Origin of the sequence: Paraburkholderia sabiae (assembly GCF_030412785.1) — a bacterium.
GTDB classification, from domain to species: domain Bacteria; phylum Pseudomonadota; class Gammaproteobacteria; order Burkholderiales; family Burkholderiaceae; genus Paraburkholderia; species Paraburkholderia sabiae.
Map to the genome: position 1 here is coordinate 3,185,284 of NZ_CP125295.1, position 15,472 is coordinate 3,200,755.

Here is a 15,472-nt window from a genome sequence, read left to right on the forward strand (position 1 = left end):
CTCAGCCTGAATCCGTCAAGATGGAAACCCCTTTCAACGAACGCGGCGTGTCGGTCACACGCAATGCGCTGTCAGCGGCTGGCCAGATCTTTCCGTTGCGCGACATCCAGCAGGTCCGCGTCGTCACCGTGCAGAAGAACAAGCTCGTGCCTTGGGCGATTTCGGTGATCGGGGCAGTGGCCGCGGTCGTGGGAGGTGTGTTCTCGTCGTCGTTGGGTATCGTGGCGGGCGTGATGCTGGTCGTCGTCGGCTGGCTCACGTGGATCACGCAGGACGTCACGCATCGTCTGATGGTGCAGACGGGCGGCAGCGAGCGCGAAGCGTTGTCGAGCGTCGATCTCTCTTTCGTCGAACGGGTTGCGCAAACGGTTCGCGACGCGCTCGGTGCGGCCGCTGCGCCGAAAAGCTGACCGCCTTATCCCTCGCCGTCTTTACACGAAATTAACGGCCCGCGTCATTTCTTTAGCGCCCGCTTGAGGCGCCGCCCGCTACAGTGGACGCGTCTCAACAGCCGCGCCGCCAACATTGCGGCGGCGCATCGACGATGCATACCGTGATCGCTTCTTCGCGCACTGCTCCACGCCGTACGTCTTCCATCGATATCGAAACGCAACCCGCCCTGTCGCTCGTCACCATCGACGTCACCGTGCCCGGCATCTCGTCGGCATCGGGCCGCCGCGCCCTGCTCGCCGCGCTCGGCGAAGGCGCGCGCCTGTTCGTGATGGCCGTCGACAAACGCAACGACTGCATCACGTTTCGCGTCGACGTGATGGCGAAAAACGTCGGCGATGTCGTCGGCGTGCTCGCAGGCGCACTGCGTCGCGCGACCATCGGCCGCGTGCGCGCGATCTGCGTCTCTCGATCGATCGCGCACCAGCACTGACCTAAGCGCATCGCGCATCCACACATTTTTGCAGGTAGCGAAGACCGCCCGCGTAGAGTCGGCGGTCCTCTCATCCAGCGTGTCCTCGCGCCAGGCGTGACTGACGTCGGGCCACGCACTTCTGCAAAGGTGTGTGCGATGTCTGTCCATTTCATCCGGCGCACGGCCGGCTTTGCGGGCGCGCTGATCGCGCTCGCGCTCACTGCCTGTTCGACGCCGATCACCACGCCCGTCCCGCCCGAAACGCAGGCGAGCCTCATCAACGAGGGCCGTGACGGCCTGCTCGTGCCGCTGCGGGCGGAACGCAGCGATCCGCATGGCCGCTCGTCGATCGGGCTGCCCGTGCAGATGGACGGCAAAGCCGTCTATCTGATGCTCGATACGGGCACGCGCGGCACGCGTGTGTTGTCGTCGGTGTTGCCGCGTTCGAACTATCCGGCAGCGGGCGCGCGGTCCACGCTCGCCTTCGCCACCGACGCCCAGATTTCCGGCGCGGCCGTCACGGTGCCGTTGAGCATCGGCGGCACGAAACCGATGAACATCGACGTGCAAGCCGTCGATCAGGTCAGCTGCCTGAAGATCAACAAGCACTGCGTCGCACAGGACGGCTACACGGGCGAGTTCGGCTGGGCCTTCTCGGGCATTCTCGGCGTCGGAGCGGACGCCTCCAGCGACGATCCGCGCGACGCCTGCTGCACGCAGCCGCTGCGCGCGCTGCCAGCGAACATCGGCCAACGCTATCTGGTGCGCGCGCGGCTCGACCGTCCGTTTCTCGTGCTGAGCCCTTCGAACGCGCTGACGAAGGATTTCACGCTCGTCCCGCTCGCGATGAACAAGGACGGCTCGGCGCGCTGGCCGACGGGTTGCGTGCAGATCGGCAGCAAGATGCGCTTTTGCGCGCCCGTTGTGTTTTCGACGGGCGGCACCGACATGATCCGCGTCGAAACCGACAAGGCGCCCGACTGGTCCGGCGACGTCGACGAACGCAAGAGCTTCGCGCAAGGCAACTACGATGTGGTGCTCGGCGTAGGCGACTGGGCGCACCGTTTCAACGACGCGCAGACGACCATCGTGAAGGCTGCGCCCGGCGCGAACCGGATCGTGATCGGGCTGATGTCGCTGCAGAACATCGACTTGCTGTTTGACTTCGCGCATGGTCAGCTTGGACTGCGCGCGTCGCATGATATCGAGCGGATGGGCAGCTAAGCCGGAGCCGCGTTCTAATAGAAAAAGCCGCCGCGCGATGCAAACACATCGCGCAGCGGCTTTTTTTGCGGCTTATCAAAACGAAAACATCACTCGAGTTCGAGCGGCTTCACATTCCAGATCTCACGCGCATACTCGGCGATCGTGCGGTCCGACGAGAACTGCCCCATACCCGCGACATTTTCTATCGCGCTGCGCGTCCACCCTTGACGGTCGAGATAACGCTTGTCGACTTCGTCCTGCGTCTTCGCGAAGTCCGCGAAATCGGCGAGCACCATGTAGTGATCGCCCCAATCGACCAGCGTATGAAAGATGTCCGAGAAGCGCAGCGGATCGTCGGGCGAGAAGAAGCCGGTGCGGATCTGATCGAGCGCCAGCTTCAGCTCTGCGTTGTGCTCGTAGATTTCGCGCGGCCTGTAGCCCGTCGCACGCAACTCGTCGACCTGATCCGCCGTGTGCCCGAAGATGAAAATGTTCTCGCGCCCGACGGCATCGCAGATCTCGATGTTCGCGCCGTCCATCGTGCCGATCGTCAGCGCGCCGTTCAACGCGAGCTTCATGTTGCCCGTGCCCGACGCTTCCGTGCCCGCCATCGAAATCTGTTCGGACAGGTCCGCGGCCGGAATGATCAGTTCGGCCACGCTGACGCCATAGTTCGGCACGAACACCACCTTCAGCTTGTCGCCGATCAGCGGATCGCTGTTCACGGTCTTGCCGATATCGCCGATCAGTTTGATGACCGTCTTCGCCATCCGGTACGCGGACGCCGCCTTGCCCGCGAACATCACGACGCGCGGCACCCACTCGCGCTCGGGATGCGCGCGAATGCGGTTGTAGCGGACGATCACATGCAGCGCGTTGAGCAGTTGCCGCTTGTACTCGTGAATGCGCTTGACCTGCAGATCGAACATCGCGTCGGGGTCGAACGTCATCTTCGTATGATGCTGAAGACGATGGATCAGACGCAGCTTGTTCTGCCGCTTCGCTTCATGAAATGCGTGAACGAACGACGGATCTTCGCGCAGATCGCGCAGCTTGCCGAGTTCGAACAGATCGCGCCGCCAGTGCGTGCCAATCTGTTCGTCGATCAGCTTCGACATCGACGGACTCGACTGCGCGAGCCAGCGTCGTGGCGTCACACCGTTGGTGACGTTGGTGAAGCGCTCGGGCCAGATCTTCGCGAAGTCCGCGAAGATGTCGCGCGTCATCAGTTGCGAATGCAGCTTCGACACGCCATTCACCTTCTGGCTCGCGACGATCGCCAGATGCGCCATACGCACGCGGCGCTGTCCGTATTCGTCGACAAGCGAGATGCGCCGGATCATGTCGACGTCATGACCCGAACGCTCGCTGACGTGCTTCAGAAACTCGGCGTTGATCTCGAAGATGATTTCGAGGTGACGCGGCAGCAGACGAGCGAGCGTCTCGACGTCCCACGTTTCGAGCGCTTCGGGCATCAGCGTGTGGTTCGTGTACGAGAACATCTGCTGGATGTCTTTCCATGCCTTCGCCCACGGCACATGATGCACGTCGACGAGCAGACGCATCAGTTCTGGAATGGCAAGCACGGGGTGCGTGTCGTTCAGATGCACCGCGACCTTTTCGGCGAAGCGGCCGAACGTGCTGTGCGTTCGCTGGTAGCGGCGAATCAGATCCTGCATCGTCGCCGACACGAAGAAGTACTCCTGACGCAGACGCAACTCGCGGCCCGCCGGTGTCGAATCGTCGGGATACAGCAGACGCGAGACGTTCTCCGACATGTTCTTCGCATCGACGGCACGGCGATAGTCGCCCTGATTGAACGCGGACAGATCGAGTTCTTCCGTTGCGCGCGCGGACCACAGACGCAGCGTGTTCGTCGCGCTCGTTGCGAAGCCGGGAATCACGGTGTCGTAGGCCATCGCGTTCACGTGCTGCGTTTCGATCCATTCGACATGACCGTCGCGCTGCACCGTGCGTCCGCCGAAATGCACGATGTATTGCACTTCGGGACGCGGAAATTCCCACGGGTTGCCCGCGCGCAGCCAGTAGTCGGGCGTTTCGATCTGCTCGCCGTCGACGATCTGCTGCTTGAACATCCCATATTCATAGCGGATACCGTAGCCGAAGCCCGGAATGCCGAGCGTCGCCATCGAATCCAGAAAGCATGCGGCGAGGCGTCCGAGGCCGCCGTTGCCGAGCGCGGCATCGGGTTCGAGATCGGTGAGCGCTTCGAGATCCACGCCGAGGCCGCCGAGCGCTTCCTTCATCTGATCGTAGATGCCGAGCGCGAGTAGCGCGTTCGTGAACGTGCGGCCGATCAGGAATTCCATCGACAGGTAATACACGCGCTTCACGTCCTGCTCGTATTGCTGGCGCGTGGTTTTCATCCATCGCGCGACGAGCCGGTCGCGCACGGCGAGCGCGGCGGCGTGCAGCCAGTCTTGCGGGCGCGCCGTCACGGCGTCCTTGCCGACGCCGTACATCATGCGGTTGGAGATCGAGCGCCGCAGCGCGTCGACGGTACTGTTGAGCTGGTCGAATTCCAGATCCACCGCTGTCATCGAAGCCTCCGGTAAATCGACGCGGCGCGCGCTGAACGGTTTGCCCGTTGGGTGCGGGCGGAGTGCGAGCGGCGCGGGCCGGTCTGGTGGATAAATAAGCAGAGTAGGACATTTTGCGTCGTCCCGTCTCTGCGTCCAATGCGTTGTCTTAAGCGTTATCGAAATGTCTCTCAACCATGCAGACACGCCGCGCGGCCGTGCAGTTCCATCTTTGCGCGAATGCGGCCAGCCAGTATTCCTTCGAGTTTCTTTCGACGGGCACGATGCCGGTGCAGACGGCCTGCTTCCTTGCACTAGTATGGATGAGTAAAAAGGCGGGCCGGAGACAGCTGCGTCGCGCTGCGTCCCGCCGGAACCGCTAACGCGCCACTAGCCTCGCCGTGCTCCGATGGAGGTCGACATGAACGCACAATCCGTGCTCGGTATCATCCATGCGCAGGAATTGCTGATCGTCTCGCTCGTGCGCGCGCTGCCGCCCGGCGAACGGCGCAAGGTTTCCGACGAGTTTCAAGGCCAGGTCGAATTGGCCGAAGCGCCGCATTTGAGCGATGGCCACGACCGCGAGATGTCGGAAGCATTCAGGGCGCATATCCGCAAGCTGTCGATTCTGCTCGCGTCTTGTAGCTGAAGTTTTCGCTCGCGTTCAATGCGCGAGATGCGCGCGCAATCTGTGTTCGTGTTGCGCGATTGACAGTTAGTTGCACCCGTGGGCATCGGCTGGCGGCCGCTTGCAACGACCTTTCACGCGCCGAGTTTTTGCGCGGCGCTCAGCACGATCCGCGCCACTCTGTAACAATCGCTTCATTCGCATTGGATACGCCGGTCATCCGACGATCCGGCCCATGCCGATGCTTGCCCCGCCCGTTCCTAGCAGAGCCCGTCCTTGTCCGAGAACACACCCAACCCGGGCCGCGTCGCCGACGCGCCGATGTCCGCCGGTCATTGTTTCGCGATGGCGGCGATCATGCTGTCCGTCGCGCTCGCCTCGCTCGATACCGCCATCGCCAACACCGCACTGCCCGCGATGGCCGCGGATCTGCACGCAAGACCGGCGGCGTCCGTGTGGATCATCAACGCGTATCAGCTGGCGATGGTCGCGACGCTGCTGCCGCTCGCCGCGCTCGGCGATATCGTCGGGCACCGGCGCATTTATATCGCCGGAATCTGCGTGTTCACGGCGGCTTCGCTTGCCTGCGCGTTGTCGCCGACGTTGCCCTGGCTGGCAGGCGCGCGCGTCGTGCAGGGGCTGGGCGCGGCGGCCATCATGAGCGTCAATACGGCGCTCATCAAGCATCTGTATCCGCCGCATCAGTTGGGGCGCGGCGTCGGCCTGAACGCGCTGGTGGTGGGCGTGTCGTTTGCGGTCGGGCCGACGGTTGCGTCGCTGATTCTGTCGGTGGCCGACTGGCCGTGGCTGTTTGCCGTCAACGTGCCGCTTGGCGTGCTGGCGTTGTCGTTTGCGTTGCCGGGACTGCCGCGCACGCCGCGCGGCACACATCACTTCGACCGCGTCGCCGCACTGTTGAACGTGATTACGTTCGCCGCGCTGATTTTTGCACTGGGAGAAGCAGCGCAGCGCGCGCCATCGACGATCGTGCTCGGCGCGGCCGCCGTCGCGCTCGTGTTCGGGGCACTGCTGATGCGCCGCGAAGCCGGTCATCCGGCGCCGATGCTGCCCGTCGATCTGTTCAAGCTGCCCGTGTTCGCGCTGTCTGCCGTGACGGCCGTTTGCTCGTTCGCCGCGCAAGGGCTCGCGTTCGTCTCGCTGCCGTTCTATTTCGAAGACGTCTTGCATCGCAGCCAGGTGGAAACCGGCTTCCTGATGACGCCGTGGCCCGTGATCGTCGCGCTGGCTGCGCCGTTCGCGGGCAGGCTGTCCGACCGCTATCCACCCGGACTGCTCGGCGCGATCGGCCTCGCGATCCTGTGCGGCGGCATGGCGTCGCTCGCGATGCTGCCCGCGCATCCGCCTGTGATCGACATCACGATCCGCATGGCGATCTGCGGCGCGGGCTTCGGCTTCTTCCAGTCGCCGAATCTGAAAGCGCTGATGGCAAGCGCGCCGCCCAATCGCAGCGGCGGAGCGAGCGGCATCATCGCGACGTCGCGGCTGATCGGACAAACGACGGGTGCGGCGCTCGTCGCGCTGAGCTTTAGCATTGCCGGACGTCATGGCCCGACGCTTTCGCTGGCAGCGGGCGCGCTGTTCGCGGGCGCCGCGAGCGTTGCCAGCGGCTTGCGTCTCTTTGCGCCGTCGCATCGGGCGCAGACGGTGGTGACGACAGTGACGGCGAAAGAGCAGTAGCCAACAATGGCGGGCATCAAGCCCGCCATTGCACGCACATCAACGCGCGAAATACTCCTTCACCGCCGTCACGAACGTATCGATATCCGCGCGCGACACGTCCATGTGCGTGACGAAGCGCGACGCGTACAGCATCTGCGTGAGGATGCCGCGCTCCTTGAGCCAGACTTCGAGCGGCGCGCAGTGCTCTTGCGGGAACTGCGCGAACACCATGTTCGTAGCCTGCGACTGCACTTTCACCTGATCGATCTGCGCGAGTCCCGCCGCCAGATGCGCGGCGTTGTCGTGATCTTCGGCGAGACGTTCGACGTTGTAGTCGAGCGCATAGAGACACGCCGCCGCCAGCACGCCTGCCTGACGCATGCCGCCGCCCAGCACCTTGCGCCAGCGATGCGCGACGTCGATCAGCGCCTTGCTGCCGACCAGCACCGAACCCACGGGCGCGCCCAGGCCCTTCGAAAAACAGATGGACACGGAATCGAACGGTGCGCACAGCGCCTCGACGGGCTGCTTCGACGCGACGGCCGCATTGCAGACACGCGCGCCGTCGAGGTGCGTCGCGAGGCCGCGATCACGCGCAAGCTGCGTCGCTTCCGCGACATAGCCCGCGAGCAGCACCTTTCCGCCGATCGTGTTTTCCAGCGCCAGCAGACGCGTGCGCGCGAAGTGATTGTCGATGGGCTTGATCGCGGCCGTGATCTTGTCGAGCGGCAGCGAACCGTCCAGCGCGTTTTCGAGCGGCTGCGGCTGAATGCTGCCCAGCACGGCCGCGCCGCCGCCTTCGTATTTGTACGTGTGCGCCGCCTGGCCGACGATGTACTCGTCGCCGCGCGCGCAATGCGCCATCAGCGCGGCGAGGTTGCTCTGCGTGCCGCTCGGGAAGAACAGCCCCGCTTCCTTGCCCGTACGCTCGGCAACCGTGGCTTGCAGGCGCAGGACCGTCGGGTCGTCGCCCCAGACGTCGTCGCCAACTTCGGCGGCTGTCATCGCGGCGAGCATGTTCTTGCCCGGACGGGTCACGGTATCGCTGCGCAAATCGATCATGTGCTTTTCCTTGAGGATGACGGGCGCCTCACGTACAACGGCACGACGCGTGAAGGGCGCAATTGAATCCGGAGAGTGTATCAACTCCGTCGGGGAAGAGCAGGTAGACCGAATGGCCAGGTGGAAAGCGGCTGCGCTCAGGGCGTTTCGAGCGCGGGCTCCTGCGAATCGAAGGTATCGGTGAAGGCTTCGAAGTCTTCGATCGGCAGCGGGCGGCAGAACAGATAGCCCTGATACGCGTGACAACCCGCGTCGGCGAGGAACTTGCGCTGCGCCTGCGTCTCGACGCCCTCGGCGATCACACCGAGGCCGAGACTCTGCGCGAGCGCGACGATCGTGCGCGCGATCACGGCGTCGTTCGGATCGTCGAGCACGTCGCGCACGAACGACCTGTCGATCTTCAATTGCCCTAGCGGCAAGCGCTTCAGATACGACAGCGACGAATAGCCGACGCCGAAATCGTCGAGCGAAAACACCACACCCTTGGTACGTAGCAAGGTCATCTTGCGGATGATGTCTTCGACGTTGTCGACCAGCACGCTCTCCGTCAGTTCGAGCTTCAGGCGGCTCGGATCGGCGCCCGTGCGGGCCAGCGCGTCGAGCACGCTCGTCACGAAACTGTCCTCGCGAAGCTGCTGCGCGCTCACGTTGACGGCAATCGACAGATGCGCGCGGTCCGCGCGCAACGACCACTGCGCGAGCTGCCGGCAGGCTTTATCCAGCACCTTGTCGCCAAGCGCGAGAATCAGGCCCGTCTCTTCGGCGAGCGGAATGAATTCGGCGGGCGGCACGAGTCCATGCTGCGGATGCTGCCAGCGCACCAGCGCCTCGGCGCCCGTCACACGGTTGCCGTTGAACACCTGCGCCTGGTAATGCACGAGCAACTGGTCTTCATCGATTGCACGACGCAGCGCCGCTTCGAGCGCGGCGCGCTCCATCACGACCGTCTGCATCGCCGGATCGAAGAAGCATATCGCGTTGCGCCCGCTTTCCTTCGACTTGTACATCGCGAGATCGGACTGCTTCAGCAGTTCGTCGATCGAGGTTTCGTGGCCTGTGAAAAGCGTCGCGCCGATACTCGCCGTCGTGCGGAAGTCGGTGCCCGCGAGGTAGTACGGGTTGGACAGCGCGGCCAGCACTTTTTCGGCGGCGCCTTCGGTTTCGCTCGCGGCTTCGTCGCGACTACGGCTCAGATCGCTCAGCACGATCACGAACTCGTCGCCGCCCATGCGCGCCACCGTATCGCCTTCGCGCACGCTCGCCAGCAGCCGTCCCGCGACCTGGCCCAGCAGCATGTCGCCCTTGTCGTGGCCGAGCGTGTCGTTGAGCGTCTTGAAGTTGTCGAGATCGACGAACAGCAGCGCGCCGTGCGAATGGTTCTGCGCGCTCAGCGCGATCACCTGCTTCAGCCGGTCGCGCAACAGCGTGCGGTTCGGCAGATGCGTGAGCGCGTCGAAGAACGCGAGTTCCTTGATCTGTTCCTCCGCGAGCTTGCGTTCCGTGATGTCGTAGTGCGTGCCGATGTAATGCGTGACGCGGCCGTCGTCGGCTTTCACAGCCGTGATGGTCAGCCACTTCGGATAGATCTCGCCGTTCTTGCGACGGTCCCAGATCTCGCCCTGCCAGCCGCCGACGCGACGGATCGTCTCCCACATCTCGCGGAAGAACGCGGCGTCGTGGCGGCCCGAACTGAGCAGACGCGGGTTCCTGCCGATCACGTCTTCGGCGGAATAGCCCGTGCATTTGGTGAACGCCGAATTGACGCGCAGGATCGTGCCGCCGGCGTCCGTCACCATCATGCCTTCGAGCGAATCGAACGCGACGGCGGCGATGCGCAGTTCGGCTTCGCTCTCGCGCACTTCGGCCGTCATCTTCGAAGCGAGCCGCATTGCGCGGCTGCGGCCGCTCGCGAGGCTCCACGCGAGCAAGGCGAGCAGCAGGCTCAGCCCCGCGCCCGTGCAGGCGATCAGCAGCTTCGCGTTGTGCCCGAAGCGCGCCTTGAAGTCGGGCAGCGCGGTCATCGACAGCGTCCAGTCGTGCCCGCCCACCACGAGGTATTCGTTCGCCGAAATCACTTCGCGCTGCTTCGGCTCGGCCGAGCGGTACAGCAGCGATTCGGACGACGGCTGCGTGCCGTCGTAGATCGAGAGGAAGAGTCCGGGCGGCTGGTCGCCATAGAGACTGGCCAGCACGTCGCGCATGCGGAACGCCGCGTAGACCCAGCCGAGCAGATGCGCACGGCGATCCTCGACGGTGTCTTGCGGCGCGCCGCGTTCGTAGACGGGCAGATACATCACGAAGCCGGCCACGGGCCGCGCGTCCGAATCCGACGCGAGTTGCACCTTGCCCGACACGACGGCGAGGCCCGAGTCGCGTGACTTCTCCATCGCGAGGCGGCGCACGGGGCTCGCCCACGAGTCATAGCCGAGCAGCGCATTGGGATCGGCGTACACGGGCTCGCGCGCGACGACAGGCGCGTAGCCGTCGCGCTCGCCAAGCGGATCGATCGAATAATGTCTGCCGATGCGTCCGTGCATTTCGGCGATGTGCGCATCGTGCCGTTGCGCGGGCACCCATTGCACGACACCGAGCGCCTGCATGCCCGCGACGCTCGCGTCGGCATTGACCGCGCCGACGTAGCCGTGAAACGCGTCGAGATCGAGCGAGCCGCGCGCCGCGAACATACCCTGCACGCCGCGCAGCATCTGCTCGTAGGTGGCCATCCGCTGCTCGATGCGGCTGACGGCATCGCCCAGTGCGAAATTGAATTCGGAAAGCAGTTCGCGCCGCACCGCCTGACGCTCGTGATCCCACACTGACCAGGTGATCGACAACCCGGTCAGCAGAATCACCAGCGGCAACAGGACGAGGCGCGCGCGGCTCATCGCGGTAGCGTGAAATCGACCATCGAATCCGCCAGTTCAGGTTTGAAATACTTCCTGAAAATGCGGCGCACCGTGCCGTCCGCGCGCATCTCTTCGACGAGCGCGCGCCACTTGTCCCGCTCTTCCGGCGACAACGCCCTCTTCGACATGATGAGGCCGTGCGGCGTGGCGGGATCGTTGAATTCGATGATGGTGGTGATGTCGCGGATGCGCTTCTCATCCAGCGCCGGATAGTCGAACGGCTCGATGATCATCCCCTGAATGCTGCCGCGCATCAGCGCCTGATAGAGCGGATCCAGTCCGCCCGCCTGACTGACGCGATTGGCTGCGGCAAGTGTATCGACCAGTTCGTTAGCCGACTGACCATACCGGAAGCTTCGGATGACGCCAAGCTGAAACTTGTCGTTGTGTTCAAAATCGGACAGTTGCCGGATACCGGCGTCCTTGCGCACGAGCAGATAGAACTTGTCGCTGAAGTAATACGCGAACGACGCGTACTGATCGCGCTCTTCGTTGGTGATGCCGGACAGGCTGAAATCGAGCGCACCCGATTCGATCACCTTCCAGATGCGCGCCCGCGACATCAGGCTCACGCGAATTTCGCAGCCGCTGCGGCGCGCCAGTTCGTCGGCGAAATCCTTGTCGATGCCGGCGTTGGTGTCCTGCGAATAGAGCAGCCCATGATCGTGCAGCGCGAGCGTAAACGGACGCGTGCAGTCGGGGCCGCCTGCGAATGCGCAAGTGCTGGCAGCCGCCAGCGTGAGCGCGCCTAGCAAGCCGATGAATCCGCGGTAAATCACGGTGACGCTCCCCGTCGTTGGGTGGTGGGTGCTATGGCCGTCGCCGGCCAGGCGATCGCTCGCGGAACGATTCGCGAGCCTACGCGAAAATGAACCATTCGGGTTAACGGCAAAAAAGACGGCCGACTTGACCTGGTGTTTGCGCGAATACGGGATGCTCTCTCTCGCTGTTCATTTCATTTCGCCGACGCCGGAGCATCCGCGCCATCCGCACACTTTGCAACGTCACGCCACCGTCGCCACGAAAATCGCGTTGTTGACGGCGTGCAGCAGCATCGGCATCGCGAGGCCCTTCGTCTTCTTCGCGAGCCAGCCCGCTACGAGCGCCAGCAGGAACAGATAGGCGAACGCGCGGAAATCCTGATGCATCGACGCGAACACGACCGCCTGAATCACGTTCGACCAGCGGAAGCCCAGATGCCGCGACAATCCGCCCAGCAGCGCGCCGCGAAAAACGAGTTCTTCGATGATGGGCACGGCCACGCACAGAATGACGACGGCGAGCGGCAGCGAGCCCATTCCCTTCGCGCCGATCACGATCGATTGCGCGAATGACACGACGCTCGTATCCGCGACGTGCGGCGCGTGCGACGCCGTCGCCCAGCGCAGCACGTTGATGCTGAGAACGGCGGCCGCGGGCAGAATCCACTTCAGGTTCCACGCGCCACGTCCCCACAGGCCACGCCACGCGATGCGCCTGACGATCCACGCGAGACCGGCTGCAGCGAACAGCAGTGTCCACAGATAAGCGATCACGAGATCGCTCTGCCAGCCGATGCGCCCTACCTTGTCCTTTACTTGCGCGATCAGCGCGGTGCCCGAATGAAACGACATCACCAGCCAGAGCACCACTGAAAACAGACTCAGCGCATACCACGCATGCCGAAGCCCGATGCCCGCGAAGAGCGGCTCGGACACCTTGCCCTTGCGCAAGCGGACCACGCCGCGATAGTGAACGGGAAACATCAGCAGCCCCGGCAGGCACGCGATGATGACGACCGTGAACAGGCAGCTGAAGGCGATCGGCATCAGGTCGCGCGTGAGGGCCGCGGCCGGCTTCAAGGACAACACATGCGCGTATGCGGATACGAGGCGCGCCGCGTTGTGCGTGCGCGAATACTCGTCGGCAATGACGGCGGCGGCGGCGTTGGCATCGCGCGTATCGAAGGCGACGTCCAGACGCAACTGGCGCAACGCGGGCGGATCGTTCCTGATGGGCGTCTTGTCGGCTGACAGCACCGACTGCGCGGCGGTGGAATCGCCCGCGTGCTGCATGGTGCGCGCGCGCGTGTAGGTGTCGATCTTCACGCCCGCCTTGTCGGCGCGACGCAGTTCGTCGAGCGCAGCGGCGGGAGTCAGTGTGTCGACGGCGGCGTTGATCCGCCGCGCCTCCTGCCAGCCCGCCTTCGCGACGGGCGACGCCGCCAGCAGCGCAACACCTTCCTGCACCTTGCCATGCGTGCCGAAATAGCGGACGGCGTCCAGCAATTGCGGGCTGTCTTTGTCGAGATGCGCAGCGATGACGGCTTCTTCGCCGGCTCGCTTCTCGTCTTTCTGCGCCGCGTACGCGCGCGAAAGGGCCGCATGAAGACGCGCCTTCTGCGAAGGCGTCCAGCCGGCCGAACGCGCGACGAGCGGCTCGCCGAAACTCGCGGCGTCCTTGCCGAAGCGCTGCTCGAGAATGAACAGCGACGCGTCGGCAATCGACGGAAACTCTTTTTCGAGGCGCGCGCGGCACGCGTCGAGATCTTTCGACGCGACGTCCGTCCACGTCAGATCCTCGGACCACGCATAGCGTTGAATGAAAGTGCAGCGAGCGATCGCAAGGGCTGCGTCGTCGGGATGCTGCTTCTGCGCCGCATCGTAGGCGTCGAGGACTTTTTTGTAGGCCGTCTGCTGCTGGTTCGAGACGAGTTCGGATGCGCGATCCGCGGAGTGCAGCAGATCGGGCGATGGCATCGTGTCAGCGGCGTGACAGAGCGGGCCAAACTGGCAAAGCAGCGCGGCGCCCCATGCGAACAGATACTTGCGGATCGGCTTCATGGTCAGGTCGACAGCGTGCCTGTCACGCGTTGCAACAGCCAGGACCGTGGCGTCCCCGCTTCTCTCAGATAGTTGTACATGACTCTTGTCTCGCAGAACGCTCGAGCATGCTTACGGCAAGAGAATCGCGAAACTTTAGATGCGCACGGCACGCGCAGGTCCGCCGGAACCGGTTTGACAATGCGGGTTTGACAATTCGAATTCGAAGGCACAAAAGCAACGCGCCCACGACCTCGAAGATCGTGGGCGCGTAAAACGCCTGTTTGACGAAAAGAGAATTGCTGCTCAGTGTCCCAGCGATTCGAGCTTGCCCGCCGCCACGTCGCTGACCTGCGGCCTCGCCATCTGCTTGATCAGCAGCGCGACGCACGCGACCAGGCCGGCAATCGCAATCGTCGCGAACACGCCCGCGAACGTGAAGTGGCGACGCGTCAATTCGGCGACGAGGAACGACCCGGCAATCCCGCCGAAGCGTCCGACGCCGAGCATCCACGCGACACCCGTGCCGCGCCCTTCCGTCGGATAGAAGGCAGCCGCGAGAGCGGGCATCGACGATTGCGCCGTGTTCATCAGCACGCCCGCGATGAACACGATCGCCACGAGCGCGCCGACGTTGCCCGCCGCCTGCCCGATGAAGTACACGCTCACGGCCGTCAGCGCATAGCAAACGGCGATCACACGATTCGCGTTGAAGCGGTCCATCAGCACGCCGGCCAACACCGCGCCGACACCGCCGAGCGGGAACAGCGCCGAAATCAGCGTCGCGCTCTTCGGCGTGAGGCCGGCGTCTTTCAGCAGGATCGGCATCCAGTTGATCGACGCGTAGAAAATCACGAGGCCCATGAAGTACGTGACCCACAGCATCACCGAGCCGATGATGTACGAGCGCGACAGCACCACGCCCAGACCCTTGCTGCCCGTTTGCGGCGCCGTCTCCGTCATCACGAACGAACCGGCGTTCAGCGCCTCTTGCGAGATGCGCGCGAGCGTCGCGCGAATCCGTTCGACAGGCTGATTATTCGCCACCATGAAGCGCACCGACTCCGGCATCTTCAGCAACAGCATTACGCCGAGCACCAGCGGCGTCACGCCGCCGAGCATCAGCACGCTGCGCCAGCCGAAATGAGGAATCATCCACGCGGCGAGGAAGCCGCCGAATGCCGCGCCGAGCGGAAAGCCGCAGAACATCAGGTTGATCACCGTCGCGCGACGGCGGTCCGGGCAGAACTCGCCCATCATCGTGACCGCGTTCGGCATCGCAGCGCCGAGACCGACGCCCGTGATGAATCGCAGCACGGTCAACGTGCCGATGCTCGACGAAAACGCCGACGCGAGGCACGCGATGCCGAAGAGAAAGACGGACGTGAGCAACAGCGAGCGGCGCCCCAAACGGTCGGACAGCGGACCCGAACCGAGCGCCCCGCACGCGAGGCCGAACAGCGCGGCGCTTAGCACAGGCGCGAGGTCCGGCTTCGAGAGGCCCCACTCGGTCAGCAGCGACGGCGCAATGAAGCCGATCGCCGCCGTATCGAAACCGTCCAGCAGGACGATCACGAAACACATGAAAAACACGAGCCATTGGAAGCCGCCGAACGGCTGCTCATTGATGAACGTCTGAACGTTCACGACGGAAGTGCGGTTCATCGCCTGTCTCCAGCTACGCGGCGCAGTGCACATGCTGCGCCTGTCACTCTATATTGCCTCAGAAGCGAGGCGCGAAATTCATCTTCGCGACGAACGCGTTTGTTCGCATGTCGCACAAT

Annotated in this window: 11 protein-coding genes; 5 read left to right on the forward strand and 6 right to left on the reverse strand. The window is 64.1% G+C overall.

Translation table 11 applies throughout. The features are described from left to right. Window positions 1-20: 20 nt before the first annotated feature. From QEN71_RS14290 to QEN71_RS14300, 3 genes are all read left to right on the forward strand, one after another. Entirely contained in the window at window positions 21-410 is a 390-nt protein-coding gene (locus QEN71_RS14290) for a DUF6232 family protein (RefSeq protein ID WP_201651079.1), read from the forward strand. A 134-nt stretch (window positions 411-544) separates the two neighbouring features. Next, window positions 545-883: a hypothetical protein gene (locus QEN71_RS14295; protein WP_201651080.1), complete on the forward strand. Its 339-nt coding sequence runs from the start codon at window positions 545-547 to the stop codon at window positions 881-883. Window positions 884-1,021: 138 nt separating this feature from the next. Next, window positions 1,022-2,089 (forward strand): DUF3443 family protein, encoded by a 1,068-nt coding sequence (locus tag QEN71_RS14300; RefSeq protein WP_201651081.1) that lies wholly within the window; start codon window positions 1,022-1,024, stop codon window positions 2,087-2,089. A gap of 89 nt (window positions 2,090-2,178) precedes the next feature. Here the strand turns inward: QEN71_RS14300 and QEN71_RS14305 are convergent, their stop codons facing one another. Continuing rightward, the gene (locus QEN71_RS14305) at window positions 2,179-4,632 is read right to left on the reverse strand and encodes a glycogen/starch/alpha-glucan phosphorylase (RefSeq protein ID WP_201651082.1); all 2,454 of its coding nucleotides are present in this window, start codon (window positions 4,630-4,632) and stop codon (window positions 2,179-2,181) included. Window positions 4,633-5,032: 400 nt separating this feature from the next. On the opposite strand from QEN71_RS14305, the gene QEN71_RS14310 reads away from it, so the two are divergent. Next, complete coding sequence (locus QEN71_RS14310; RefSeq protein ID WP_201651083.1) at window positions 5,033-5,260, forward strand: hypothetical protein; 228 nt, start codon at window positions 5,033-5,035, stop codon at window positions 5,258-5,260. 300 nt (window positions 5,261-5,560) lie between these two features. Beyond that, window positions 5,561-6,937 carry an MFS transporter gene (locus tag QEN71_RS14315; RefSeq protein WP_201651247.1) on the forward strand — a complete coding sequence of 459 codons (1,377 nt, stop codon included), beginning with the start codon at window positions 5,561-5,563 and terminating at the stop codon, window positions 6,935-6,937. Between the two features lie 39 nt (window positions 6,938-6,976). Here QEN71_RS14315 and ltaE read toward each other — a convergent pair whose 3' ends face one another. From ltaE to QEN71_RS14340, 5 genes are all read right to left on the reverse strand, one after another. Continuing rightward, window positions 6,977-7,981 (reverse strand): low-specificity L-threonine aldolase, encoded by a 1,005-nt coding sequence (gene ltaE, locus QEN71_RS14320; RefSeq protein ID WP_201651084.1) that lies wholly within the window; start codon window positions 7,979-7,981, stop codon window positions 6,977-6,979. Window positions 7,982-8,118: 137 nt separating this feature from the next. Then, the gene (locus tag QEN71_RS14325; RefSeq protein ID WP_201651085.1) at window positions 8,119-10,866 is read right to left on the reverse strand and encodes a bifunctional diguanylate cyclase/phosphodiesterase; all 2,748 of its coding nucleotides are present in this window, start codon (window positions 10,864-10,866) and stop codon (window positions 8,119-8,121) included. Next, window positions 10,863-11,666 (reverse strand): substrate-binding periplasmic protein, encoded by an 804-nt coding sequence (locus tag QEN71_RS14330; RefSeq protein ID WP_201651086.1) that lies wholly within the window; start codon window positions 11,664-11,666, stop codon window positions 10,863-10,865. The genes QEN71_RS14325 and QEN71_RS14330 overlap by 4 nt, the downstream gene beginning before the upstream one ends. A 225-nt stretch (window positions 11,667-11,891) precedes the next feature. Further along, window positions 11,892-13,709: a CPBP family intramembrane glutamic endopeptidase gene (locus QEN71_RS14335; protein WP_201651087.1), complete on the reverse strand. Its 1,818-nt coding sequence runs from the start codon at window positions 13,707-13,709 to the stop codon at window positions 11,892-11,894. A 285-nt stretch (window positions 13,710-13,994) separates the two neighbouring features. Next, a complete protein-coding gene (locus QEN71_RS14340; RefSeq protein ID WP_201651088.1) occupies window positions 13,995-15,353 on the reverse strand; it encodes an MFS transporter in 1,359 nt (452 codons plus the stop codon). Window positions 15,354-15,472 lie beyond the last annotated feature (119 nt).